This is a genomic window from Pseudomonas sp. B21-023, from assembly GCF_024749165.1.
Taxonomy (GTDB): Bacteria; Pseudomonadota; Gammaproteobacteria; order Pseudomonadales; family Pseudomonadaceae; genus Aquipseudomonas.
Genome location: NZ_CP087190.1, coordinates 1,780,475 through 1,804,227 on the forward strand (window position 1 = coordinate 1,780,475; position 23,753 = coordinate 1,804,227).

19 protein-coding genes are annotated in these 23,753 nt (G+C 66.3%); 11 read left to right on the forward strand and 8 right to left on the reverse strand.

Annotated features, from left to right (window positions below; genetic code table 11):
* Window positions 1-24 precede the first annotated feature (24 nt).
* From LOY42_RS08130 to LOY42_RS08180, 11 genes are all read left to right on the forward strand, one after another.
* Window positions 25-915, forward strand: a complete 891-nt coding sequence (locus LOY42_RS08130) for an NAD(+) kinase (protein ID WP_011532967.1) — start codon at window positions 25-27, stop codon at window positions 913-915.
* Window positions 915-1,886, forward strand: coding sequence for a metallophosphoesterase (locus LOY42_RS08135; protein ID WP_102685346.1), 972 nt, complete (start codon window positions 915-917; stop codon window positions 1,884-1,886). Before LOY42_RS08130 ends, LOY42_RS08135 begins: the two co-directional genes overlap by 1 nt.
* On the forward strand, window positions 1,883-2,767 hold the full coding sequence (locus LOY42_RS08140; RefSeq protein ID WP_102685347.1) for a rhomboid family intramembrane serine protease: 885 nt from the start codon (window positions 1,883-1,885) through the stop codon (window positions 2,765-2,767). The genes LOY42_RS08135 and LOY42_RS08140 overlap by 4 nt, the downstream gene beginning before the upstream one ends.
* A 13-nt stretch (window positions 2,768-2,780) precedes the next feature.
* On the forward strand, window positions 2,781-3,041 hold the full coding sequence (locus LOY42_RS08145; protein WP_011532970.1) for a YeaC family protein: 261 nt from the start codon (window positions 2,781-2,783) through the stop codon (window positions 3,039-3,041).
* Complete coding sequence (locus tag LOY42_RS08150; protein WP_258600221.1) at window positions 3,038-3,868, forward strand: DUF2797 domain-containing protein; 831 nt, start codon at window positions 3,038-3,040, stop codon at window positions 3,866-3,868. Before LOY42_RS08145 ends, LOY42_RS08150 begins: the two co-directional genes overlap by 4 nt.
* Window positions 3,869-3,881: 13 nt before the next feature.
* Window positions 3,882-6,539 (forward strand): aminopeptidase N, encoded by a 2,658-nt coding sequence (gene pepN, locus LOY42_RS08155; protein WP_258600223.1) that lies wholly within the window; start codon window positions 3,882-3,884, stop codon window positions 6,537-6,539.
* Window positions 6,540-6,806: 267 nt separating this feature from the next.
* Complete coding sequence (locus LOY42_RS08160) at window positions 6,807-7,823, forward strand: YCF48-related protein (protein ID WP_258600229.1); 1,017 nt, start codon at window positions 6,807-6,809, stop codon at window positions 7,821-7,823.
* Window positions 7,820-10,213, forward strand: a complete 2,394-nt coding sequence (locus LOY42_RS08165; RefSeq protein WP_139669676.1) for an RND family transporter — start codon at window positions 7,820-7,822, stop codon at window positions 10,211-10,213. Before LOY42_RS08160 ends, LOY42_RS08165 begins: the two co-directional genes overlap by 4 nt.
* Window positions 10,214-10,394: 181 nt before the next feature.
* A complete protein-coding gene (locus LOY42_RS08170; protein WP_258600231.1) occupies window positions 10,395-10,682 on the forward strand; it encodes a DUF5629 family protein in 288 nt (95 codons plus the stop codon).
* Window positions 10,648-11,778 carry a lactonase family protein gene (locus LOY42_RS08175; protein ID WP_258600233.1) on the forward strand — a complete coding sequence of 377 codons (1,131 nt, stop codon included), beginning with the start codon at window positions 10,648-10,650 and terminating at the stop codon, window positions 11,776-11,778. Before LOY42_RS08170 ends, LOY42_RS08175 begins: the two co-directional genes overlap by 35 nt.
* Before the next feature lie 232 nt (window positions 11,779-12,010).
* Window positions 12,011-12,187, forward strand: a complete 177-nt coding sequence (locus LOY42_RS08180) for a hypothetical protein (protein ID WP_177486000.1) — start codon at window positions 12,011-12,013, stop codon at window positions 12,185-12,187.
* A gap of 157 nt (window positions 12,188-12,344) precedes the next feature.
* Here LOY42_RS08180 and LOY42_RS08185 read toward each other — a convergent pair whose 3' ends face one another.
* The 8 genes from LOY42_RS08185 to LOY42_RS08220 all read right to left on the reverse strand — a co-directional run bounded on the left by LOY42_RS08185 (window position 12,345) and on the right by LOY42_RS08220 (window position 23,752).
* Complete coding sequence (locus tag LOY42_RS08185; RefSeq protein ID WP_139669694.1) at window positions 12,345-12,938, reverse strand: glutathione S-transferase; 594 nt, start codon at window positions 12,936-12,938, stop codon at window positions 12,345-12,347.
* Window positions 12,935-16,579: an AAA family ATPase gene (locus LOY42_RS08190; RefSeq protein ID WP_139669682.1), complete on the reverse strand. Its 3,645-nt coding sequence runs from the start codon at window positions 16,577-16,579 to the stop codon at window positions 12,935-12,937. Before LOY42_RS08190 ends, LOY42_RS08185 begins: the two co-directional genes overlap by 4 nt.
* Window positions 16,576-17,814, reverse strand: coding sequence for an exonuclease SbcCD subunit D C-terminal domain-containing protein (locus LOY42_RS08195; RefSeq protein WP_139669684.1), 1,239 nt, complete (start codon window positions 17,812-17,814; stop codon window positions 16,576-16,578). The genes LOY42_RS08190 and LOY42_RS08195 overlap by 4 nt, the downstream gene beginning before the upstream one ends.
* Window positions 17,815-17,910: 96 nt before the next feature.
* Window positions 17,911-19,536, reverse strand: coding sequence for a BatD family protein (locus tag LOY42_RS08200; RefSeq protein WP_258600236.1), 1,626 nt, complete (start codon window positions 19,534-19,536; stop codon window positions 17,911-17,913).
* On the reverse strand, window positions 19,533-21,251 hold the full coding sequence (locus LOY42_RS08205) for a tetratricopeptide repeat protein (protein WP_198755835.1): 1,719 nt from the start codon (window positions 21,249-21,251) through the stop codon (window positions 19,533-19,535). Before LOY42_RS08205 ends, LOY42_RS08200 begins: the two co-directional genes overlap by 4 nt.
* Window positions 21,248-22,324, reverse strand: coding sequence for a VWA domain-containing protein (locus LOY42_RS08210; RefSeq protein WP_258600238.1), 1,077 nt, complete (start codon window positions 22,322-22,324; stop codon window positions 21,248-21,250). The genes LOY42_RS08205 and LOY42_RS08210 overlap by 4 nt, the downstream gene beginning before the upstream one ends.
* Window positions 22,317-22,811 carry a DUF4381 domain-containing protein gene (locus LOY42_RS08215; RefSeq protein WP_046854739.1) on the reverse strand — a complete coding sequence of 165 codons (495 nt, stop codon included), beginning with the start codon at window positions 22,809-22,811 and terminating at the stop codon, window positions 22,317-22,319. The genes LOY42_RS08210 and LOY42_RS08215 overlap by 8 nt, the downstream gene beginning before the upstream one ends.
* Window positions 22,808-23,752 carry a DUF58 domain-containing protein gene (locus LOY42_RS08220; protein ID WP_102685379.1) on the reverse strand — a complete coding sequence of 315 codons (945 nt, stop codon included), beginning with the start codon at window positions 23,750-23,752 and terminating at the stop codon, window positions 22,808-22,810. The genes LOY42_RS08215 and LOY42_RS08220 overlap by 4 nt, the downstream gene beginning before the upstream one ends.
* Window position 23,753: the final 1 nt, after the last annotated feature.

The window sequence follows — 23,753 nt, forward strand, 5'->3', positions numbered from 1 at the left end:
GCCGCAGAGCCTTGCAGGAGCACCATGGAGCAATTTCGCAATATCGGTATCATCGGACGCCTTGGCAGCTCCCAGGTGCTCGACACCATTCGCCGACTGAAAAAATTCCTCCTCGAGCGCCACCTGCACGTGATTCTCGAGGACACCATTGCCGAAGTCCTGCCCGGCCACGGCCTGCAGACCTCCACGCGCAAGCTGCTGGGCGAGGTCTGCGACCTGGTCATCGTGGTTGGCGGCGACGGCAGCCTGCTCGGCGCCGCCCGTGCCCTGGCCCGTCACAATATCCCGGTGCTGGGGATCAACCGCGGCAACCTGGGTTTCCTCACCGATATCCGCCCCGACGAGCTGGAGGAGAAGGTCGCCGAGGTGCTCGACGGCCATTACCTGGTGGAGAACCGTTTCCTGCTGCAGGCCGAGGTGCGTCGTCACAACGAGGCCATCGGCCAGGGCGACGCGCTCAACGACGTGGTGCTGCACCCGGGCAAGTCGACGCGGATGATCGAGTTCGAGATCTACATCGACGGCCAGTTCGTCTGCAGCCAGAAAGCCGACGGCCTGATCGTCGCCACCCCGACCGGCTCCACCGCCTACGCGCTGTCCGCCGGCGGCCCGATCATGCACCCCAAGCTGGATGCCATCGTCATCGTGCCGATGTACCCGCATACGTTGTCCGGCCGGCCGATCGTGGTCGACGGCAACAGCGAGCTGAAGATCGTCGTGTCCAAGGACCTGCAGATCTACCCGCAGGTTTCCTGCGATGGCCAGAATCATTTCACCTGCGCCCCGGGCGACACCATCACCGTGAGCAAGAAACCGCAGAAGCTGCGCCTGATCCACCCGCTGGACCACAACTACTACGAGGTCTGCCGCACCAAGCTCGGCTGGGGCAGCCGCCTGGGCGGCAGGGACGACTGATGCTCGATCCGGCGCGCAGTTTCGACATCATCGGTGACGTGCACGGTTGCGCGCTCACCCTCGAACGCTTGCTCGACGCCCTCGGCTACAAGCGCATCGGCGGGGTCTGGCGGCATCCGCGGCGCCAGGCGTTGTTCCTGGGCGACATCGTCGACCGTGGGCCACGCATCCGCGAGGCGCTGCACATTGTTCATGACATGGTCGAGGCCGGCCAGGCGTTCTGCATCATGGGCAACCATGAGTACAACGCCCTGGGCTGGGTCACCCCGGCGTTGCCGGGCAGTGGCAAGGCCTTCGTGCGCGACCATACCCCGCGCCATGCCCGGCTGATCGACGAGACCCTTACCCAGTTCGCCCAGCATCCCGGCGACTGGCACGATTTCATCCAGTGGTTCTATGAGCTGCCGTTGTTCGTCGACGCAGGCCGCTTCCGCCTTGTGCATGCCTGCTGGGACCCACGGCTGATCGAGCCGTTGCGTCAGCAGTACCCCACGGGCTGCATCGACGAGCACTTCGTGCAGGCCTCGGCAGTGTCCGGCAGCTTCGCCTCGACAGTGTGCAACCGCCTGCTGCGCGGCACCGACATGCGCCTGCCGGACGGCCTGACCCTGACCGGCGGCGACGGCCTGACCCGCGCCTTCTTCCGCACCAAGTTCTGGGAAGAGGACCCGCAGACCTACGGCGACATCGTCTTCCAGCCCGATGCGCTACCCGACGAGGTGGCCCGCACGCCGCTCAGCCACAGCCAGAAGAACGCCCTGCTGCGCTATGCCGAGGACGAACCGTTGCTGTTCGTCGGCCATTACTGGCGCAGTGGCCGGCCCGCGCCGATCCGCGACAACCTGGCCTGCCTGGACTACAGCGCCGTGCTCTACGGCAAGCTCGCGGCCTACCGCCTGGACGACGAGACCCGCATCGACCCGCACAAGTTTGTCTGGGTCGATGTCGACCGCCCGCAGGCCAGCCAATGAACGTGGTCGAAGTGCTGCGCCTGCCGCTGGCGGTCGATCTCAGCGGTTTCGTCGCCCTGCTGCGTCGTCTGCAGGTGCCGCACCGGGTGGTGGAGGAGGGCGAGGAACAGGTGCTCTGGGCGCCGCCGGCCATGGCCCACGAAGTACTGGAACTCTATCGACGCTTCCCTGAGGGCAATGCCGACCTTGAAGCCATGCCCGAACCTGTGGACGCCGGCATGCCCACCGCCCCGGCGGCGCCTTCGCTGAAGGAGCAGGCCCTGGCCTGCAAGGTCACCGCCGCGGTACTGATCCTGAGCCTGGTGGTCGCCGGGGTGACCGGCCTGGGTGACAACCTCTCGACCATCGGCTGGTTCACCTTCCTGTCGTTCAAGGTGCAGGGCGACTACCTGTACTTCACCCCCTTGCTCCAGGGCCTCGCCGAAGGCCAGTGGTGGCGCCTGGTGTCGCCGATGCTGCTGCACTTCGGCGTGCTGCACCTGGCCATGAACGGCCTGTGGTACTGGGAGCTGGGCAAGCGCATTGAGCTGCGCCAGGGGCCGTGGATGTTGCTGGGGCTGACACTGTTGTTCAGTCTGGTGTCCAACCTGGCTCAGCATTTCACCAGCGGGCCAAGCCTGTTCGGCGGGCTGTCTGGCGTGCTCTACGGCTTGCTCGGGCATGTCTGGCTGTACCAGTGGCTGGCGCCGAACCCGCAGTTCAACCTGCCCAAGGGCGTGCTGGTGATGATGCTGATCTGGCTGGTGATCTGCCTGAGCGGCGTGGTCGGCCAGCTCGGCTTCGGCCAGATCGCCAACGCCGCCCATGTCGGCGGGTTGCTCATCGGATGCCTGACGGGGCTCTTGGGTGGCGCGCTGGCGAGGCGTAAACTGACCGCCTGACTGAGGAGACAGCATGTCCACGTTCGCGCAAATGATCGAAAACATCACCCCCGAGATCTACGAGAGCCTGAAGACGGCCGTGGAGATCGGCAAATGGTCCGACGGCCGCAAGCTGACCGCTGAGCAGAAGGAGCTGTCGCTGCAGGCGGTGATCGCCTGGGAAATGAAGAACCTCCCCGAAGAGCAGCGCACCGGCTACATGGGCCCGCAGGAATGCGCCTCGAAGTCGGCGCCGATCGCCAACATCCTCTTCAAGTCGGACTCGGTACATTGATCGAACTCGCTCGTGGCTCTCTGAGCAAGATGGCGGTGCGCCTGGACGCACCGGTCGTTCAATACAGTTTCCGCCTGGATGACACCGAGGTGCCGGTCAACCCGCTGATCGGCCAGTCGATACGCCTGGAGTACCTCGGCGCGATCCACTGCAGCCATTGCGGCAAACGCACCAAGACCAGCTTCAGCCAGGGCTACTGCTATCCGTGCATGACCAAGCTGGCCCAGTGCGATGTGTGCATCATGGCCCCGGAACGCTGCCACTACGATGCCGGCACCTGCCGCGAGCCGTCGTGGGGCGAGCAGTTCTGCATGACCGACCACGTGGTGTACCTGGCCAACTCGTCGGGCATCAAGGTCGGCATCACCCGAGCCACCCAGCTGCCCACCCGCTGGCTCGACCAGGGCGCCAGCCAGGCGCTGCCGATCATGCGCGTGGCCACCCGCCAGCAATCCGGGCTGGTCGAGGATGTGCTGCGCAGCCAGGTGCCGGACCGCACCAACTGGCGCGCGCTGCTCAAAGACGACGCCGAGGTGCTCGACCTGCCGGCCATCCGCGAGCAGATCTTCGACGCCTGCGCAGACGGTATCCGTGGGCTGCAGGAGCGCTTCGGCCTGCAGGCCATCCAGCCGCTGCCCGACGCCGAGGTGGTGCAGATGCGCTACCCGGTCGAGGCCTACCCGAAAAAGATCGTCAGCTTCAACCTCGACAAGGATCCCGTCGTGGAAGGCACGCTGCTGGGCATCAAGGGCCAGTACCTGATTTTCGACACCGGCGTGATCAACATTCGCAAGTACACGGCCTACCAGCTGGCCGTGCTCCAGTAAAAGGATCGTCACCATGCGTACCGAACAACCGCAAGTGATCTACCTCAAGGACTATCAGGCCCCCGAGTACCTGATCGACGAGACCCACCTGACCTTCGAACTGTTCGAGGACCACAGCCTGGTCCATGCGCAGCTGGTCATGCGCCGCAACCCCGAGCGCGGCGCCGGCCTGCCGCCGCTGGTGCTCGATGGGCAGCACCTGGAGCTGCTGAGTGTGCAGCTGGACGACCAGGCGCTGGGCGCCAACGACTACCAGCTCGATGACGACAGCCTCACCGTGCATCCCAAGGCCGAACGCTTCACCCTGGATACCAGCGTGAAGATCCACCCGGAAAGCAACACCGCGCTGGAAGGCCTGTACAAGTCCGGCAAGATGTTCTGCACCCAGTGCGAGGCCGAGGGCTTCCGCAAGATCACCTACTACCTCGACCGCCCGGACGTGATGAGCACCTTCACCACCACGGTGATCGCCGAGCAGCATCGCTATCCGGTGCTGCTGTCCAACGGCAACCCGGTCGGCAGCGGGCCGGCTGAAAACGGCCGCCACTGGGCCACCTGGGAAGACCCGTTCAAGAAGCCAGCCTACCTGTTTGCCCTGGTGGCGGGTGACCTGTGGTGCGTCGAGAGCGAATTCAAGCGCCAATCCGGCCGCGACGTGACCCTGCGTATCTATGTCGAGGAAGAAAACCTCGACAAGTGCGACCACGCCATGGTCAGCCTGAAGAAGTCCATGCGCTGGGACGAGGAAGTCTACGGCCGTGAATATGACCTGGACATCTTCATGATCGTCGCGGTCAACGACTTCAACATGGGCGCCATGGAAAACAAGGGCCTGAACATCTTCAACTCGAGCTGCGTGCTGGCCCGCGCCGAGACCGCAACCGACGCCGCCCACCAGCGGGTCGAGGGTGTGGTGGCCCACGAGTACTTCCATAACTGGTCGGGCAACCGCGTGACCTGCCGCGACTGGTTCCAGCTGTCGCTCAAGGAAGGCTTCACGGTGTTCCGCGATGCCGAGTTCAGCGCCGACATGAATTCGCGCACGGTCAAGCGCATCGAGGATGTCGCCTACCTGCGTACCCATCAGTTCGCCGAAGACGCCGGCCCCATGGCCCACCCGATCCGCCCGGACAGCTTCATCGAGATCTCCAACTTCTACACCCTGACGGTGTACGAGAAGGGCGCCGAGGTGGTCGGCATGGTCCACACCCTGCTGGGGGCCGAGGGCTTCCGCAAGGGTAGCGACCTGTACTTCGAGCGCCATGATGGCCAGGCGGTTACCACCGACGACTTCATCAAGGCCATGGAAGACGCCAACGGTGTCGACCTGACCCAGTTCAAGCGCTGGTACACCCAGGCCGGCACCCCGCGCCTGGAGGTCAGCGAGGCCTATGACGCTGCCGCGCAGCGCTACAGCCTGACCTTCCGCCAGAGCTGCCCGCCGACACCGGGGCAGGTTGAGAAACTGCCGTTCGTGATCCCAGTGGCGCTGGGCCTGCTGGATGCCCAAGGTAACGACCTGCCATTGCGCCTGGCCGGCGAAAGCGCCGCCACTGGCACCAGCCGCGTGCTGTCGGTAACCGAAGCCGAGCAGACCTTCACCTTCGAAGGTATTGCCAGCCAGCCGCTGCCGTCGCTGCTGCGCGGCTTCAGCGCACCGGTCAAGCTGAGCTTCCCCTACGACCGCGACCAGTTGATGTTCCTCATGCAACACGACAGCGACGGCTTCAACCGCTGGGAAGCGGGGCAGCAGTTGGCCGTGCAGGTGCTACAGGAGCTGATCGGCCAGCACCAGCGTGGCGAAGCACTGTGTCTCGACCAGCGCCTGATCACTGCCCTGGGCACTGTGATTGGCAACGAGTCGCTGGACCCTGCCATGGTCGCCGAGATGCTCTCGCTGCCGGGCGAGGCCTACCTCACCGAGATCAGCCAGGTGGCCGACGTGGATGCCATCCACGCCGCCCGTGAGTTCGCCCGCCGGCAGATCGCCGAGCAGCTGTTCGATGCGCTGTGGGCGCGCTACCAGGCCAACCGCGAGGTCTCGCGCAAGACCGCCTACGTGGCCTCGGCCGAGCACTTCGCCCGCCGCAGCCTGCAGAACATCGCGCTGTCGTACCTGATGCTCAGCGGCAAGCCGCAGGTGCTCGAGGCGACCCTGGAGCAGTACGAGCACTGCGACAACATGACCGAGCGTCTCACCGCCCTGGCGGTGCTGGTCAACTCGCCGTTCGAGGCCGAGCGCGCCAAGGCCCTGGACGCCTTCGCCGCGCACTTCAAGGACAACCCGCTGGTCATGGACCAGTGGTTCAGCGTGCAGGCGGCCAGCACCCTGCCGGGCGGCCTGGCGCGGGTCAAGGCATTGATGCAGCACCCGGCCTTCACCCTGAAGAACCCGAACAAGGTGCGCGCGCTGATCGGTGGTTTCGCCGGGCAGAACCTGGTCAACTTCCACGCCGCTGACGGTTCGGGGTATCGCTTCCTGGCGGACCTGGTGATCGAGCTCAATGCGCTCAACCCGCAGATTGCTTCGCGTCAATTGGCGCCGCTGACCCGCTGGCGCAAGTATGACGACCAGCGTCAGGCGCTGATGAAGGGCGAGCTGGAGCGGATCCTCGCGTCCGGTGCGCTGTCCAGCGATGTGTACGAGGTGGTGAGCAAGAGCTTGGCGTAAGCCTGGTCCAACGCTATCGCGGGGCAAGTCGGGTCGCCGCATCGCCGCTCCCACGCCATACCTCGTGCGGCGTGGGAGCGGCGATGCGGCGACCCGACTTGCCCCGCGATGCGTTTGATGGTTAACAAAACATAACGTCCCGCTCGTTGTTTTCTGTCGGACAAGCCCGATACGATGGCCAGAAGCTATTCCAGGCCTCTGGACCAGGGGTTTCGGCAGTGCCTGGCAATAGATTGACCCACCACAAGAACACAACAGGGGGCAGTCATGAGAGAGCGGACAACGCCACGCCGCAGGCTGGCGGCAGGCGCGATGCTGGCACTGGTACTGGGCATCGGCGCCGGCAATGCCGAGGCGGCGGTGGCCGCCGAGGAATACTCGGTGGAGTCGGCCAAGGCCAGCCAGAGCCTGTTGATCGGCGCCACCCATGCCGGCCAGCGCCTGGTGGTGGTCGGCGATCGCGGCCATATCCTGTTCTCCGACGACCAGGGCAAGACCTGGACCCAGGCCCGGGTGCCCACCCGGCAACTGCTTACCGCGGTGTTCTTCCTCGACGACAAGCGCGGCTGGGCAGTCGGCCATGACGCCCAGATCCTCGCCAGCAACGACGGCGGTGCGACCTGGAGCAAGCAGTTCGAAGACCTGTCCCGCGAAGCGCCCTTGCTCGACGTGCGCTTCATCGACGCGCAGCATGGCATTGCCGTGGGCGCCTATGGCGCGCTGCTGGAGACCACCGATGGCGGCCAGCACTGGCAGGACGTCGCCGAGCGCCTGGACAACCCCGACCAGCTTCACCTCAACGCCATTACCCAGGTGAAGGACGCCGGCCTGTTCATCGTCGGCGAGCAGGGCAGCATGTTCCGTTCCAGCGATGCCGGCCAGAGCTGGACAACGGTGCAGGGCCCCTACGAGGGCTCGCTGTTCGGTGTGATCGGTACCACCCAGTCCAACACGCTGCTGGCCTACGGCCTGCGCGGCAACCTGTTCCGCTCCACCGATTTCGGCGACAGCTGGCAGCCAGTCGAGCTCAAGGCCGAACGCGGTCCGCTCGAATTCGGCCTGGCAAGCGCTACGCTTCTCGAGGACGGCAGCCTGGTGCTGGTTGGCAATGGCGGCAGCGTGCTGCGCAGCCATGACGACGGGCAGACCTTCAGTGTGCGCAACCGCGCCGACCGCATCGCCCTGTCGGGTGTGAGTGGCCTGGGCGGTGGCGGCCTGTTGCTGGTCGGGCAAGGGGGCGTGCACCTGGCCTCGGCCGACGGGACCCAGGAGGTGCGTCCATGACCAGCCGGGAGAGCTTCGACATGCAGCACAAGGACAAGGCCACCCTGCTGGAACGCCTGATTTTCAACAACCGCCCCGTGGTCATCGCCATCTGCCTGCTGGTGAGCGTGTTCCTGTTCTGGCAGGCCACACAGATCCGCCCGTCCACCAGTTTCGAGAAGATGATCCCGCTGCAGCATCCGTTCATCGAGCAGATGATGGAGCACCGCAACGACCTGGCCAACCTCGGCAACACCGTGCGCGTCTCGGTGGAGGCGGTCAACGGCGACATCTTCGACAAGGACTACATGGAGACCCTGCGCCAGATCCATGACGAGGTGTTCTACATCCCCGGCGTCGACCGCGCCGGGCTGAAGTCGCTGTGGAGCCCGAGCGTGCGCTGGAGCGAGGTGACCGAAGAGGGCTTCTCCGGCGGCGAGGTGATCCCCAACACCTATAACGGCTCCCAGGACAGCCTCGACACCCTGCGCGACAACGTGCTCAAGTCGGGCCAGGTGGGGCGCCTGGTGGCCAACAATTTCAAATCCAGCATCATCGACATCCCGCTGCTGGAGAACCATCCCGACCCGCAGGATCCGGGGCGCCAGGTCAAGCTCGACTACCAGCAGTTCTCCCACCAGCTGGAAGAGAAGATCCGCGACAAGTTCCAGGCGCAGAACCCCAACGTGAAGATTCACATCGTCGGTTTCGCGAAGAAGGTCGGTGACCTGATCGACGGGCTGGTGATGGTGGCGATGTTCTTCGGTGTCGCCCTGGTCATCACCTGGGCGCTGTTGTACTGGTTCACCTGGTGCATCCGCAGCACCATCGCCGTGCTCATCACCACCCTGGTGGCGGTGGTCTGGCAGCTGGGGCTGATGCATGCGGTGGGCTTCGGCCTGGACCCGTATTCGATGCTGGTGCCGTTCCTGATCTTCGCCATCGGCATCTCTCACGGCGTGCAGAAGATCAACGGCATCGCCCTGCAGTCCAGCGACGCCGACAACGCCCTGACCGCAGCGCGGCGCACGTTCCGCCAGTTGTTCCTGCCGGGGATGATCGCCATCCTCGCCGACGCCGTGGGCTTCATCACCCTGCTGATCATCGACATCGGGGTGATCCGCGAGTTGGCCATCGGCGCCTCGATCGGCGTGGCGGTGATCGTGTTCACCAACCTGATCCTGCTGCCGGTGGCGATCAGCTACGTCGGCATCAGCCAGAAGGCCATCGCCCGCAGCAAGAAGGATGCGACCCGCGAGCATCCGTTCTGGCGCCTGCTGTCCAACTTCGCCAGCCCCAAGGTGGCGCCGGTATCGGTGGTGCTGGCGCTGCTGGCCTTCGGCGGCGGCCTCTGGTACAGCCAGAACCTGAAGATCGGCGACCTCGACCAGGGCGCGCCGGAGCTGCGCCCGGACTCGCGCTACAACCAGGACAACAGCTTCATCATCAGCAATTACTCGACCAGTTCCGATGTGCTGGTGATCATGGTCAAGACCCCGGCCGAGAGCTGTTCGATCCACTCGACCATGGCGCCGATCGACGAGTTGATGTGGACCATGGACAACACCCCCGGGGTGCAGTCGACCATCTCCCTGGTGACCGTGTCCAAGCAGGTCATCAAGGGCATGAACGAGGGCAGCCTGAAATGGGAAACCCTGTCGCGCAACCCGGATATCCTCAACAACTCCATCGCCCGTGCCGACGGCCTGTACAACGCCGACTGTTCGCTGGCGCCAGTGCTGGTGTTCCTCAACGACCACAAGGCCGAGACGCTGGAGCGGGTCACCGCCGCGGCCAAGGCCTTCGCCGACAGCCACAGCAAGGAGGGCCTGCAGTTCCTCCTGGCGGCGGGTAATGCCGGCATCGAGGCCGCCACCAACGAGGTGATCAAGTCGGCCGAGCTGACCATCCTGATCCTCGTGTACATCTGCGTGGCGGTAATGTGCATGATCACCTTCCGCTCGTTCGCCGCGACCTTGTGCATCGTCCTGCCGCTGGTGCTGACTTCGGTACTGGGCAACGCGCTGATGGCCTTCATGGGCATTGGCGTGAAGGTCGCCACGCTGCCGGTGGTGGCGCTGGGTGTGGGCATCGGCGTGGACTACGGCATCTACATCTACAGCCGCCTGGAAAGCTTCCTGCGCGCCGGCCTGCCGTTGCAGGAGGCCTACTACGAGACCCTGCGCTCCACCGGCAAGGCGGTGCTGTTCACCGGCCTGTGCCTGGCCATCGGCGTGTGCACCTGGATCTTCTCGGCGATCAAGTTCCAGGCCGACATGGGCCTGATGCTGACCTTCATGCTGCTGTGGAACATGTTCGGCGCCCTGTGGCTGCTGCCGGCGCTGGCACGCTTCCTGATCAAGCCAGAGAAACTGGCGGGAAAGGAGGGCGGGTCGATCTTCGCCCATTGATCCTCAGCAAGGGGCCGCTGCGCGGCCCAATCGCCGGCAAGTCGCAGCGGCGAACCGCGGCTCCCACAGGTATGCGCTGGCCTTGAAGATGGCGCGATCTCTGTGGGAGCCGGCTTGCCGGCGATTGGGCTGCGGAGCAGCCCCATGGCTATAATGACTGCCCAATTTCCCGGATGTCCCCATGACCCTCGCCACCGCCCTCGCAGCCTGCGACATGCTCCTGATCGACGGCCTACACGCCTTCGACTTCACCCTCGACGAATCCGGCCTCACCATCGAATGCATGGACGGCCGCCAACTGCGCCGCTGGACCTTCACCCCCGAGCAGATCGCCGCCGCCACCGGCGCGGGCGACGACTGGAGCCTGGCCACTGATGAAGGCGAGCATCGTCTAGTCTGTATGAGTGCTTTTCGTGCCCCGGATGAAGAAGACGATGAACAGGAAATGGACACGCCTGCTGACCGCTAGCCTCATGGCTTTGTCAGTCAACGCCCAGGCCGCCACGTTGCTGGTGGGCAGCTACACCGACAACGGCAGCGAAGGGATCTACCGCTACGACTTCAACGCTCGCACTGGCCAGATCGACGCCAAGCCTCGGCAGGTGGTCAAGAGCGTCAGCCCCTCGTGGCTGGTGCTGTCTGCAGACCAGCGCCAGCTGTTCGCCGTCAATGAAACGCCCAAGGGCAATGTCAGCAGCTTCTCGCTGGACGGCAAGGGCGAGATCAAGCTGCTGAACCAGGTGCCCAGCCAGGGCGAGGAGCCGACTCACGCCAGCCTGAGCCATGACCAGCGCTACCTGTTCGTCGCCAACTACGCCGTCGCTCCCGACCCCGGTGGCAGCCTGGTGGTGATCCCGGTGGGCAGGGACGGCAAGCTCAAGCCGGTGGTACAGCAGGCCCGGCACACGCCAAGCAAGGTCGACCCCGAGCGCCAGGCCGGTGCCCATGTGCATTCGCTGGTGCTGTCACCCGATGGCCGCCACCTGTATGCCTGCGACCTGGGCGCGGACAAGGTGTTCATCTACCGCTACGACGGCGCCAGCCCCGAGCATCCACTGAGCCCGGCGATTCCGCCGTCGGTGGCGTTGCCACCGGGCAGTGGCCCGCGCCATCTGCTGTTCGACGCCAAGGGCCGGCATGCCTACCTGACACTGGAGATGAGCGCCGAGGTGGTGGTATTCGATGTGCAGGACGGTGCTCTGACCGAGCGCCAGCGCGTGCCGCTGACCGACAGCAAGGATGCAGCGGCCAGGGCCGCGGGCGGGCTGCACCTGTCGGCCGATGGCCGCTTCCTCTATGTCAGCAATCGCGGCACCGCCAACGAGATCGTGGCGTATGCGGTAGGCAAGGACGACGGCCAACTGAGACTGGTGCAGCGTCGGTCGGTGGAGGGCGACCATCCCCGCGAATTCGCGCTCGACCCCAGTGGCAACTACCTGCTGGTGGCGAACCAGAAGAGCAACCAGATCGTGGTCATGCGCCGCGATCCGCGCAGCGGCAAGCTGGGGGACACCGTGCAGAAGTTGGCGCAGCAGGCGCCTTCGGACCTCAAGTTCCTCGAATAATGGCAGGGGCTGAAAACCTCCGGCGTGGGAGCGGGCTTGCCCCGCGATGAGGCCGGCCCTGCGATCGCGGGGCAAGCCCGCTCCCACGTTGTTGCCCTCACGCCTTGATTATCAATGGCCATGATAATCGCTACTGCCGCAATGAATTTTTACAGGCGGACCTATCGGCGTAAGTTTTGACCCAAGGCCCACGACGGGCCAACGTCAACCACCGAAGTCGAGGTCTGCCAGCATGAACTTCAATCTCTTCCCACTCATCGCCGCCTCCGCCATCTCCGCCTCCGTCGTTCTGCCAGCCCATGCCCAGGCGGAGCAGCACGCGAAGGCGTCGAGCACCAACAGCTACACCCAGAAGTACCTGCAACAAAGCGCGCATTTCCATGCCGCCTTGAGCAAGCACTCCAATTGAGTGTGTAAAGGCATTGGTAATAGCACAAAGCCATGTGATTTAATTTGACGCTAAATTTTTGACTCGCCAAAGGGGCAGAGCATGATGTGGCGTATCACGGCGGTTGTGCTGTTGTTGATGTCCGCGCCGATTCTGGCGCTCTGAGCGACACGCTGTCTCACTTGGCCATCACGGCCTTGAACAGCGCCGATTCCAGCCAGCCCTGCAACCAGCTCCGCAGCCGCGGATAAGCCGCCTCGGCGAACCATTGCGGTTCGACCCCGGCAAACTGGCGCATCAAGGGCAGCAAGGCGGCGTCGGCCAGGCACGGGTGGTCGGCCAACAGCCAAGGCCGGTTTTCGAGCAGGCTTTCCAGCTCGGCCAGCCAGGGTTCGGACTGTGCCCGGTAGTGGGCCCGGGAATGCTCGGGATAGCGCTCGGCATATTTGTACAGGTTCACCTGCGCCTTGAACGTGCTGTCGTTGCGGGCGATCAGCGCTTCGGCCTGGCGCGCCGCCGCCGGGTCGGCCAGCAGGCGCCAGTCATCGGGGTCGTGCCGGTCGAGCGCCCAGCGCATGATGTCGATGCTTTCCTCCAGTACGCCATTCCCGCTATCGAGCACCGGCACCGTGCCCTTGGGCGAGAGTGCCAGCAGTGCGGCGGGCTTTTCCTTCATCTTTACCTCGATCACCTGCACCTCGCACCCGGCGTAGCGCAGCGCCAGGCGTGCGCGCATGGCCCAGGGGCAGCGGCGGAACGAGTAGAGGATCACCCGCACACCTCGACATCGCTCAGGCCGTTGCCCTGGCGGCGCACCTTGATCTGCACCGGAATGCGCTCGTGCATCTCCTGCACGTGGGAGATTACCGCCACCTTGCGGCCCTGGGCCTGCAGGCCATCAAGGGCGTCCATGGCCAGTTGCAGCGACTCGGGGTCGAGGCTGCCGAAACCTTCGTCGATGAACAGCGATTCGATGCGCAGGGTGCTCGAGGCCATCGACGCCAGGCCCAGAGCCAGGGCCAGTGAGACCAGGAAGGTTTCGCCACCCGACAGCGAGTGCACCGAGCGCAGCTCGTCGCCCATCTCGGTGTCCAGCACCAGCAGGCCCAGGGCGCTGCCGCCACGCTTGAGGCGGTAGCGTTTGGCCAACTGGCGCAGCTGGCTGTTGGCGTGGTGCAGCAGCAGGTCGAGGTTGTAGCCCTGGGCGATCTTGCGGAACACATCGCCGGAGGCTGAGCCGATCAGCGCATTCAGCCGCGCCCAGCGCTGCCATTGCTGGTAAGCCTGCTCGATCTGCTCGGCCAGGGCCTGGCTGGCGTGCTGGCGGCGCTGGTCGTCGGCCTGGCGCGCGCGTAGCTCGGCGCAGCATTGTTCTTGAACAGCCAGCTGCTGCTGGAGCTCGCTTAGCGCTTGCTCCAGCTCTTCCACCGGCAACTCGCCGTGGGCCTGGCTGGCATGCTGCTGCAGGCGTTGTTCACGCTCCTGAAGCAGCACGCGGCCCTGCTCGATGGACTTCTCCGCGGTTTGCAGGTGCTGACGCAGTTCACCGAGCTGGGCATCGTCGATGGCCAGCAGGCGGTCAAGGCCGGCATCGTCCAGCTCAGGATGAGCGCTGCGCCAATGAGCGATCTCGCCCTGTAACTGCTGATGCTCCTGCTCCAGTGCCTGTTGGCGTTGCTGGTTGGCCTTGAGGTCGGCGGCCAGCTGCACGCTTTGGGTGTGCAGCGCTTGCAGATGCTGGACGCTGTCGGCCTCGGCGGTCCGTGCCTGTTCCAGCAGGGAGTCCATGTGCTGTTGCCAGGCTTCGGCGCTGGGCTGTTCACCGAGCAGCTCGCTCAGGGTGGCTCGGGCCTGCTGGTGTTGCTCGTCCAGCACGGCGAGTTTCTGTTGCAGTTGCTGCTGCCCTTGCAGGCGTGTTTGTTGCTGGTCGCGCAGTTTGTCGAGCTGGACTTGACGGGCCTGTAGCTCTTCCTGCTCGTCCTTGCGCAGGTCGAGCTGCTGACGGCGCTGGGCGATCTGCTGGTCGAGGCTGATGAAAGCGTTGGCCGGGTCGTCGCGCAGGGCCTGGAGAATATCCTGGGGCAGCACGCTGCCCAAGCCGTCGAGGCTTTGTTCCAATTGCTGGGCGTCGGCGGCCAGGGCCTGGTGTTGCTGGTCGAGGTGACGCTGCGCCTGTTGCTGGGCTTCGCCTGCGGTCTGCAATTGCTGGGTGAGGCGCGCGGCATCCTTTTGCAAGGTGAGCAGGGCGCCCTGGCGTTTCTCGTCGCGCTCGATTTCCTCGCCGAGTCGACGTAACTGGCCATCGAGCCACTTGCCGCGGGCAGCGTCGTCCTGCGGGGCAAGTGCCGGCCACAGGGCGTGGGCCTGGACCTGTTCGATCACAGGTTGCAACTGCTCGCCGAGCTGCTGCTGCTGTTGCTGGTAATCCTTGAGCTGGGCATTGACCACGCCCAGTTCGGTGCGCAGTTCCACCAGCTTGCCATTGAGCTGCTCGACTTGCTTGTGCGCCGCCTCTTCCTCGGCCTGGTCGTGCCGACCAAGGCTGTGCAACAGCGCTTCGGGCTGGTGGAACGGGTGTTCGGCGCTACCGCAGACCGGGCAAGGCTCGCCGTCGCGCAGTTGTGCGCGCAGCTCCTCGACGCTGGTGTTGCGCGCCAGGCGCTGGCGTTCGAGCAATTGACGGGTGAGGGTCAGCGCTTGCTCTGCGCTTTCCAGCTCGGCCTTGGCCGCGGTGCCTTCGCCGATCAGTTGCTGGCGCCGCTGCATGGCTTGCTGCTGGCGTTCACGCAGGGCGGCGAGGGCCTGGCGCAGTTCCTGCTCGCGGCCATGCAGGCGGCTCAGCTCTTCGACGGCGCGCTGTTGCTTGCGGTTGTCCTGAAGCATGGCGCCGAGCAGATCGACCTGCTCGGCCAACGCATGGGGTTCGGCACCGGCTTCGCGGAACAGCAGTTCGAAATGCTCGCGTTGCGCTTGCAGTTGGGCGTTGGCCTGGCTGGCCTGGGCCTGCAGCCCGGGCAGCTCTTCGCGGCCCTTGGCCAGGCGGCCGCCGATCAGCATGACCTGCTTGAGTTGCGGCAGATAGGCCTGCCAGGCGTCGGCGAGGCCGCCCAGGTGCTGGCTTTCGGCCAGGGCGGCATCGATCTGCGACAACTGCTGCTGGCTGCGCTGCTGATGGTCTTCCAGCTGTTGCAGTTGCTGCTGTCCTGCGCTGGCCTCCTGCTCGGCCTGGTTACAGGCTTCGCGCTGCGCGGCGAGGTCTTTGTCCAGACGTGCGATGTCACCTTGAGCGGCGAAGGCCTGGCGCAGGCGCGGTGCATTGTCGCCTTGCAGGGCTTGCTGCCGGGCCAGGTGCTGGCGGGCTGCCTCGAGGGCCTGCTGCTGTGTGTCGATATTTTGCTGCAGATCGCTTTGCTGGCGTTGTTGCTGGTCGATATCCGCCTGCACCGGGGCCAGTTGCGCGGCCAGGTGCTGTTGGCGATGGAATTGGTGGCGCTGGGGCGCCAGGCGCTCCAGGCGTTGCAGGTCGACGCGCTGCTCGGCCAGTTGCTGCCACGCCTGCTCGGCGGCTTGCAGGGCAGTGCCGGCCTCATGGTGCTGGACTTGCAGGCGCTGCTGTTCTTCGAACCAGGTGCGCTGTTGCTCGAGCAGGCGCTGGCGCGCCTGCTCGGCCTTGAACTGTTGCTGGGCCTGTTCCAGTTCCTGGTCGAGGGTGGCGCGGGCTTCGGCGTCCATCGGTAGCAGGTGCTCGGCCTGTCTCTTCAGGTCGTTGTGAACCTCGCCGGTTTCCCGAGCCTTGCTGAACGCGCGCTGGCCGAGGCGGGTGTAGATCGCCGTATTGGTGAGCTTTTCCAGCAACTCGCTGCGCTCACGGTCGTCGGCCTTGAGGAACGCGCCGAACTCGCTCTGGGCGAGCATCACTGCACGTGTGAACTGCTCGAAGTTCAGGCCCAGGCGAGCCTCGACCAGTTGCTTGTATTCGTTCTTGCCACTACCCAGCAACTGCTCGCTGTCCAGGTCGTAGAGGCTCTGGCGGCTGTTCTGTAGCTTGCCGGTGGCTTTCTCGCGGGCGCGGTTGGCTTCCCAGCGGGCACGGTAGCGGCAGCCGTCGATGCCGATGAAATCCACTTCGGCAAAGCCGCTGCCGGTACCTCGGCGTAGCAGGTTGCGTGGATCGGAGGTGGGGATCTCGCCGTCGGCATCCGGCACCTTGGCTTCCCGGGCGATATCGTTCAGCCGTGGCACGTTGCCGAACAGGGCCAGGCACAGGGCGTCGAGCAACGTGCTCTTGCCGGCTCCGGTCGGCCCGGTGATGGCGAACAATCCGGCGCTGGCCAGGGGCTCGGCGGTGAAGTCTATGTCGAGGGGGCCGGCAAGGGAGGCCAGGTTCTTCAGGCGGATGGCGAGAATCTTCATGGTCGTTCCTCTTCTTGCAGCACGTCCTGCAACAGCTCGGCAAAGTCGGCCAGGGCCTGTTCGTCGACGGGGTTGCCGTACTGTTGCTGCCAGGCACGGCTGAACAGGTCCTGCGGGGTCAGCTGGGCCAGTTCGACAAAGGCTTGTTCATCCTCCTCCTGGCGCCCGGCGCCGGCATACTCGGCGCTGATGCGCACCAGGCGCACAGCCTTGCCCTGCAGGGCTGTCTCGATCTGCTGGCGCAGGTCGGGCTGCGGCTCGTCCAGGCTTACCCGCACCTCCAGCCAGGGTTGGCGGTTGGGGTCCTCGAGCAGGTCGATCACCGGCAACTGCCCCAGTTGTTCGAGCAACTCGCCCAGTGGTGCCGGGCCGACCCGCTGCAGGGCCACGGCACGCGGCACCGGGCGCGGCTCGACGCTGACCAGGTCGGTGCCCTCCAGCTCCACTTCTAGCACCTGGTGCGGGTAGTTGATCTCGGCGAACGACAGCGGGATCGGCGCGCCGCTGTAGCGGATGCGATCCTCGCGGTTGACCTTCTGCGGCTTGTGCAGATGACCCAGGGCGACATAGCTGATGGCCTTGTCGAACAGCCGCGCTGGCAGCGCCTCGGCATTGCCGATGATCAGGCTGCGTTCGGAGTCTTCCGAGATGCTGCCGCCGGCCATGTGCGCATGGCTGATGGCGACCAGCGCCTGGCCCTTCTTGCGTTTCTTCTGCGCCGCCGCGATCAACTGCTCGTGGACCTGGGTGATGCCCTGCAGGTAGTCGTCACCCAGCGCCGGCCCGGTGACTTCGGCGGGACGCAGGAAGGGCAGGGCCAGGCACCAGGCGCCGACCTTGCCGCGGGCGTTGGTCAGCGGGATCAGCAGGCGCTCGGCATCCAGCTGGCCTTCGTCGAGCCAGTGCACGCGGCCCAGGGCGTGGGTGCGCAGGCGGCGCATCAGTGGCGCCGGCAGCTCGATGCGCGAGCCGGAGTCGTGGTTGCCAGCGATCATCACGATATCCAGCTTGGGCTGTTGCTCGTGGGCCTGGACGATGAAGTCGTAGAGGCGCTCCTGGGCTTTGACCGGCGGATTGACGGTGTCGAAGATGTCGCCTGCGATCAGCAGCGCGTCGGGCTGGCGCAAGCGCAACTGGCCGAGCAGCCAGTCGAGGAAGCAGGCGTGTTCGAAGTCGCGTTCCTGGCCGTGCAGGCTCTGGCCCAGGTGCCAGTCGGAGGTGTGAAACAGACGCATGGAAGATCCGTAGGGTAAGCGGCAGGGGGCGTTTGGATTCGGGCGGTATGGTAACCCATCGCGGACTTGTGGGAGCGGGCTTGGCCCGCGATGAGGCTACTTGGGATACAGCGGTGGCAGGCTACTGGCCTCACCCGTTGGCGCCAGCACCTGCTCGGCCGGCGGTATGGCACCGATCGCCCGCCACAGCTCGTCGCCATGCCAATACTGGCCGCTCTCGCTGTACAACGCACCGTTCAACCCATCCAGCGCATCGGACAACGGCACGAAACGCGCCGCCATCTCGGCCAGGGTTTCCGGCTGCTGCCGCGCCCAGGCGTCCAGCGCCTGGCGGGTGGCCTGCGGGTCGTTGGCCTGGCAGGCGCGCTTGAGGTCGTCGAGCAGCGTGCGTGGGCTCGGGCCAGTCTGCGCCGCCCGCAGTACCGCCGGTTGCGAACGGGCGCGCCACCACAGGGTGAAACCGAGCAGGGTAGTCAGCGCCAGCACCAACGTCGCCAGTTGCCAGGGCCAGAGCAGGCCTGGGGCCATGTTGCTGTCGCCGGCCGGGGTGTCGGCGCTGAGCGCCGGATTGTCCTGCACGTTCAGGGTGCGTGCCGGCAGGCTGCTGTGCTCCAGGTGGTCCTCGCGGGTGTTCCACCAGGTCACCTCCAGCGCCGGCAGGGCCAGCTCGCCAGCGTGGGTCGGCACCAGCGCCTCGCGCTCTTCACGGTTGGCGACCATGCCGCGTTCGCCGATCTCGTTGCGCAGCAACGGCTGGTCGGGGTAGCGGCGCAGGCCGATTGCCTCGGTGGCCGGCAACGGCGGCAGCTGGGTGCTTGAAAGGCCTTCGGCGCGCACGCTGATGTTGCGGGTCAACGAGTCGCCGATCTGCGTCGGCTGGTTGTTCGGGTCGGGGTTCCAGTGTTCTTCAAGGGTCAGGCTGCGTGCCGGCAGCCAGGGGCGGTCGGCCGGGTAGCCGGCCGGGATGGGCTTGACCGTCAGGCGCAACGGCAGCGAACTGACCTGCACCTGGCGACCGACCCTTGGCGTGCCGGCGGGTTGCTCGCCATTGTCGGCTGCGGTGGCGGTGAAGCGCAGCGGCGGCACGTCAAGGTTGCCGCTTTGCTGGGGGTAGATGGCGTAGCGGGTCTCGATCACCCCATGGCGCACGCCGTTGATCTCTTTCTCGTAGGTGCGCGACTCGCCCAGCGGGTCGACCTTGGCGTTCTCCAGTTGCAGCGGGCTGAGGTTGCTGTCGTCGTACAGCGCCACCGAATGGTAGATGCGCAGGGTCAGCACGGCCTGGGCCTGGACATAGACCGCGCTGCTGTCCAGGGTGGCCTCGACGAACACTTGCGAGGCTGCGTCCGGGCGCTGGCTGTCGGCCTGCTGCACCTGCAGCTCGATGGCCTGGCTGCGTGACTGGCCCAGTTGCAGCTCGGGGATGCGCAGGCTGCCGCTGCGCCGGGGCAGCAGGGTGATGATCCAGCGGGTGCTGGCGCGGGTCTCGCCGTCGAGGGTGTGCAGGCTGTTGAGCTGGCGCGTGCCACGGACCTCGAAGTCGGGCTCAAGGGTGCGCAGGTCGGGCTTGCCGAACTGGGTCACGTCCTGGCTCTCGAGGGTGAGCTCCAGGGTTTCGCCGGCCTCGAGGCGCGTGCGGTCGACACTGGCCTGCAGGGTCGGTTCGGCCTGGGCCGCGAGGCTCCACAACAGGCCTAGGAGAAAGACGCCGAAGCGACTCATCGTGGGGTTTCCTGATGCAATTGCTGTTCATACCAGAATTTGCGCCGCAGCAGTTCCGCCGGATTATCGGGGATCTCCCGCAACCATTGTTCCAGGGCCTGGCGCTGTTCGGCGTCGAGGCTGGTGGAGAGCGGCCGCTGGGGCGGCTGGGTGATGCTGTCTTCATCGCCGCCGGCAGTGCCGGACGGAGCCTGGGAGTTGCCCTGGCTGTCACCGTTCTGCTGGCCTTGTGCCGGGTTGTCGCTGTCCGGCGAGCCCTGGGCTTGGCTGCTGGTCGAGCTGCTGTTGCCTTCGGTCTCGTTGCCGGGCGTGTCCCGGGCATCGGCATTGTTCGGCTGTTCCTCGGCCTTGGCCTGGCGCTGTTGCAACAATTGCTGGACCAGCGCCTGGTTGTCCAGCGCCGCTTTCAGGTCGGGTTGACGCTCCAGTGCCTGTTCGTAAGCGTCCAGCGCCGCTTCCAGTTCGCCGGCGCGGGCCAGGGCGTTACCTCGATTGTAGTGGGCGGCTGCCGTGCCGGCCTGGGCGAACGCGGCGGCGGCGCCTTCGAAGTCGCCGGCCTGGTACAGGGCCATGCCGCGCCACTGGCTGTCGGCGAAGTGCCGGGCGGCCTCGGCGGGGCGTTGCCGTTCCAGCAGGCGCTGGCCTTGCTGGTCGGGGCGCAGCCACAGGTCGTTGAACTCGAAGGCCTGGCTTGGCTGCGGCAGGGCCAGCAGCAACGGCAGGCAGAACAGCCAGCCACGTCGACCGGCGCAGGCGGCGAGCAGCAGCAAGGGCAGCAATAGCCAGTAGCCCTGGTCGGCCCAGCTGTCCAGTTGCAGGGTCTGGCCATCGTTGTGCAGCAAGCGTGGGTTGTCGAACAGGCCGAGGCCGCGCAGGTCGAGGTCGTCGATGCGGGCATGGCGATAGCGCCCGCCGGTCGAGCCGATGAAGGACTTCAGCGAGGCGCTGTCCAGGCGCGGCAAAAGGATGCCGCCCTGGTCGTCCTTGAGGTACTCGCCATTGGCCTGGCGCACTGGCGCGCCCTCGGCGCTGCCGACGCCCAGCATCAGCAGGCTCGGGCCCTGGCGGCCAAGGGCCTGGCGTATGCCTTCGCGCTCAAGCTCGCTCAGCGACGCGCCGATCAGCAGCAGGCGGCCTTGGCCCAGGCCGCTCTGGGCCAGCAGGGCCAGGCCCTTGCGCACGGCCAGGTCGGCGCGCTGGCCGGGCTGCGGCATGATTGTCGGGTCGACGGCCTCGAGCAGGTTGCGCGTGGTGCCGAGGTCATCGGACAACGGCACCAGGGTGTGGGCGCTGCCGGCATAGACGATCAACGCGGTCTGGCTGTCGCGACGGTGATCGAGCAGGTCGAGGACCTTGCGTCTGGCCTGCTCCAGGCGGTTCGGCGCGCTGTCCTCGGCGAGCATCTGCGGCGTCAGTTCGAGCAGGATCACCAGCGGGTCGGCCGGGCGCTGGCGCGTTTCCTCGAGGCGTTGCCAGCTGGGGCCGAGCAGGGCCAGGACGATCAGCAGCCAGGCCACGCCCAGGGCGATCCACGGCAGCTTGCTGGTGCTGCCGCTGCCGCCGCCGAGCAGTACCGCGTGAAACGGCTGCGGCAGGATCAACTGCCAGCGTCCGGCGCGTTTGCGCCGGTGCCAGAGCTTGAACAGCAGCCAGCCAAGCAGTGGCAGTACCAGCAGCCAGAGCGGGCGCAGCCATTGCGGCCAGAGTTCGATCATCGCCGCCTCCTCAGGCGCAGGCGTTTGAGGCGCTGTCGCCATTCCGGGTGGGGCTGCAGGAAGCGCGGTTTGCGCAGCAGGCGTTGCAGCAGGTTGTCCGGCCACTGCACGGCCACCACCAGCAGCACGCTGAGCAGCAGCGCCAGGGCCAGTGGCCAGGCGTACAGCTCATGGGCGGTGCGGGCCTGGGTCGGCTGCTGGGCCACTGGCTCGAGCTGGTCCAGGGTGTCGCCGATGGCACCCAGTTCGGCGCCGTCGTGGGCGCGGAAGTAGCTGCCGTGCGTGATTTCGGCGATCTCCCTGAGCGCGGCTTCGTCCAGGTCCAGGCTTGGGTTCAGCCCCAGCAGCCCCGGCGTGCCGCTGGCCTCGGGGTTGGCGCCGATGCCAACGGTGTAGATGCGCACGCCTTCCTGGGCCGCCAGGCGGGCGGCAGTCAGCGGGTGGATCTGCCCGCCGTTGTTGGCGCCGTCGGTGATCAGGATCAGCACCCGGCTCTGCGCCGGGCGCTGGCGCAGGCGTTTGACGGCCAGGCCAATGGCGTCGCCGATGGCGGTGTTCTTGCCGGCGATGCCGATCTGCGCTTCGTCGAGGAAGGTGCGCACGGTGCGTCGGTCGAAGGTCAGCGGGGCCTGCAGGTAGGCCTGGCTGCCGAACAGGATCAGGCCGACGCGGTCGCCCTGGCGGTCTTGCAGGAAGTCGCCCATCAGCGCCTTGACCAGGTCCAGGCGGCTGATTTCGTCGTGTTGCCACTGCATGTCGGGGTAGTCCATGGAGCCCGACACGTCCACCGCCACCAGCAGGTCGCGGCCGCTGGCCGAGACCGGTACCGGGTCGCCCAGCCATTGCGGGCGCGCCGCGGCCAGCAACAGCAGCAACCAGATCAGGATGAACGGCGCCTGCTGGCGCCAGGTTGGCAGGTTCAGGCGGGCACGGCGCCCGGCCAGGCCCTCGAGCTCGTCAAGGAAGCCGACCTTGAGCACCGGTTCGCCGCTGTCGGCTGCCGGCAGCAGCAGGCGCGCCAGCCAGGGCAGCGGCAACAGCAGGAAGATCCACGGCCAGGCCAGTTCAAACATGCTTGCGGATCCAGGTTTCGACCGCCTGGGCGAGCCCGGCGATGGCCTTGTCGTCGAGCTTGCACTCGGGCTTGTAGGCGCCTTCGACCAGCACCATCCAGCGGGTCAGGCCGGCGGCCGGGCAGCGGTTGTCGAGAAACGCCAGCCATTGCCGGCCATTGAGGGTGTGGCTGTTGGCCCCCGGGTAGTGATTACGGCACAGACGTTTGAGCAGGGCGTTGATCTGCTGCAGCCAGGCCCCGGCGGGCGCCCCGTCATAGGGACGCGGCAGGCGCGCCAGTTCGGCCAGGGCCTCGACGCGGATTGGGTCCAGCGGCAGTTCGGCGCGCACTACCTTGCGCTTGCCCGGGCGCCAGTGGCGCAGGCGCCAGGCGCCCCAGCCGAGCAAGGGCAGCATGGCCAGCAGCAGCCACCAGCCGGGCGCGGGCGGCCACAGGCCGATGGCGGGTGGCGCGATCAGCGGCTGCAGCTGGTCCAGCGGGTTCATTTCGCGCCTCCCAGGCGCTGTGCATTCAGGTACTCACGCAACTGCTCGATCATCTCGCTCTGGGTGCTCAGCGGCATCAGCACCACGCGCAGTTTCTGCGCCAGCAGCTCCCAGCGCTCGATGCGCGCCTCGGCCTGCTGGCGGTAGGCCTGGCGCAGGTTGGCGTCGAGGGTATCGAGCTCCAGCTGCGCGCCGCGCTGGGCGAAGCGCAGCAGGCCGGCGGCGGGCAGGGCGTGATCGAGCGGGTCACTGACCGGCATCAATAATACGTCGCAGTGGCGCGAGAGCATGGCCAGGTGCTGCTCGACGCTGGCGCTGAGGGCGCGTTCGTCGCAGATGACGATGGCCAGGCTGCCTGGGCGCAATACCTCCCGTGCCCGGCGCAGGGCCAGGCCCAGGCTGTCGGCCTGGGGCTGGGCCTCGGTATGCAGGGCCTGGTTGATCTTGGCCAGGCGGTTGAGCAGTTGCAGCAGGCTCTGCTTGCTGCGCCTGGGCTTGACCTCATGGTGCTCGTTGTCGCCGAACACCAGCCCGCCGATACGGTCGTTGTGGCCCAGTGCGGCCCAGCCGAACAGGGCGGCGGCCTGGGCCGCCAGCACCGACTTGAACATCAGCCCGGAGCCGAAGAACAGCCGCTGGCTCTGCTCGACCATGATGAAGATCGGCCGCTCGCGCTCTTCGTGGAAGAGCTTGGTGTGCGGCTCCTGGGTGCGCGCGGTGACGCGCCAGTCGATGTTGCGCACATCGTCGCCGGCCTGGTAGACCCGCACCTGGTCGAAGTCCACCCCGCGGCCACGCAGTTTCGAGTGGTGCAGGCCCACCAGCGGGCTGCGTTGGCCGGGCCGGGAGAACAGCTGGATCTCGCGCACGCGGTGGCGCATGTCGATCAGGTCGGCCAGGCCGATGCGGATGCCGGGTTCGGCCAGCTGCGTGGTGGGCATG

Bases quoted from the DNA above. Each gene is read 5' to 3' on its own strand.
- LOY42_RS08170 (WP_258600231.1), top strand. From the start codon at position 10,395: ATGACCCTCGCCACCGCCCTCGCAGCCTGCGACATGCTCCTGATCGAC.
- LOY42_RS08175 (WP_258600233.1), top strand. From the start codon at position 10,648: ATGAACAGGAAATGGACACGCCTGCTGACCGCTAGCCTCATGGCTTTG.
- LOY42_RS08165 (WP_139669676.1), top strand. From the start codon at position 7,820: ATGACCAGCCGGGAGAGCTTCGACATGCAGCACAAGGACAAGGCCACC.
- LOY42_RS08220 (WP_102685379.1), bottom strand. From the start codon at position 23,752: ATGCCCACCACGCAGCTGGCCGAACCCGGCATCCGCATCGGCCTGGCC.
- LOY42_RS08200 (WP_258600236.1), bottom strand. From the start codon at position 19,536: ATGAGTCGCTTCGGCGTCTTTCTCCTAGGCCTGTTGTGGAGCCTCGCG.
- LOY42_RS08180 (WP_177486000.1), top strand. From the start codon at position 12,011: ATGAACTTCAATCTCTTCCCACTCATCGCCGCCTCCGCCATCTCCGCC.
- LOY42_RS08160 (WP_258600229.1), top strand. From the start codon at position 6,807: ATGAGAGAGCGGACAACGCCACGCCGCAGGCTGGCGGCAGGCGCGATG.
- LOY42_RS08130 (WP_011532967.1), top strand. From the start codon at position 25: ATGGAGCAATTTCGCAATATCGGTATCATCGGACGCCTTGGCAGCTCC.
- LOY42_RS08210 (WP_258600238.1), bottom strand. From the start codon at position 22,324: ATGTTTGAACTGGCCTGGCCGTGGATCTTCCTGCTGTTGCCGCTGCCC.
- LOY42_RS08195 (WP_139669684.1), bottom strand. From the start codon at position 17,814: ATGCGTCTGTTTCACACCTCCGACTGGCACCTGGGCCAGAGCCTGCAC.
- LOY42_RS08205 (WP_198755835.1), bottom strand. From the start codon at position 21,251: ATGATCGAACTCTGGCCGCAATGGCTGCGCCCGCTCTGGCTGCTGGTA.
- LOY42_RS08190 (WP_139669682.1), bottom strand. From the start codon at position 16,579: ATGAAGATTCTCGCCATCCGCCTGAAGAACCTGGCCTCCCTTGCCGGC.
- LOY42_RS08140 (WP_102685347.1), top strand. From the start codon at position 1,883: ATGAACGTGGTCGAAGTGCTGCGCCTGCCGCTGGCGGTCGATCTCAGC.
- LOY42_RS08135 (WP_102685346.1), top strand. From the start codon at position 915: ATGCTCGATCCGGCGCGCAGTTTCGACATCATCGGTGACGTGCACGGT.
- LOY42_RS08215 (WP_046854739.1), bottom strand. From the start codon at position 22,811: ATGAACCCGCTGGACCAGCTGCAGCCGCTGATCGCGCCACCCGCCATC.
- pepN (WP_258600223.1), top strand. From the start codon at position 3,882: ATGCGTACCGAACAACCGCAAGTGATCTACCTCAAGGACTATCAGGCC.
- LOY42_RS08145 (WP_011532970.1), top strand. From the start codon at position 2,781: ATGTCCACGTTCGCGCAAATGATCGAAAACATCACCCCCGAGATCTAC.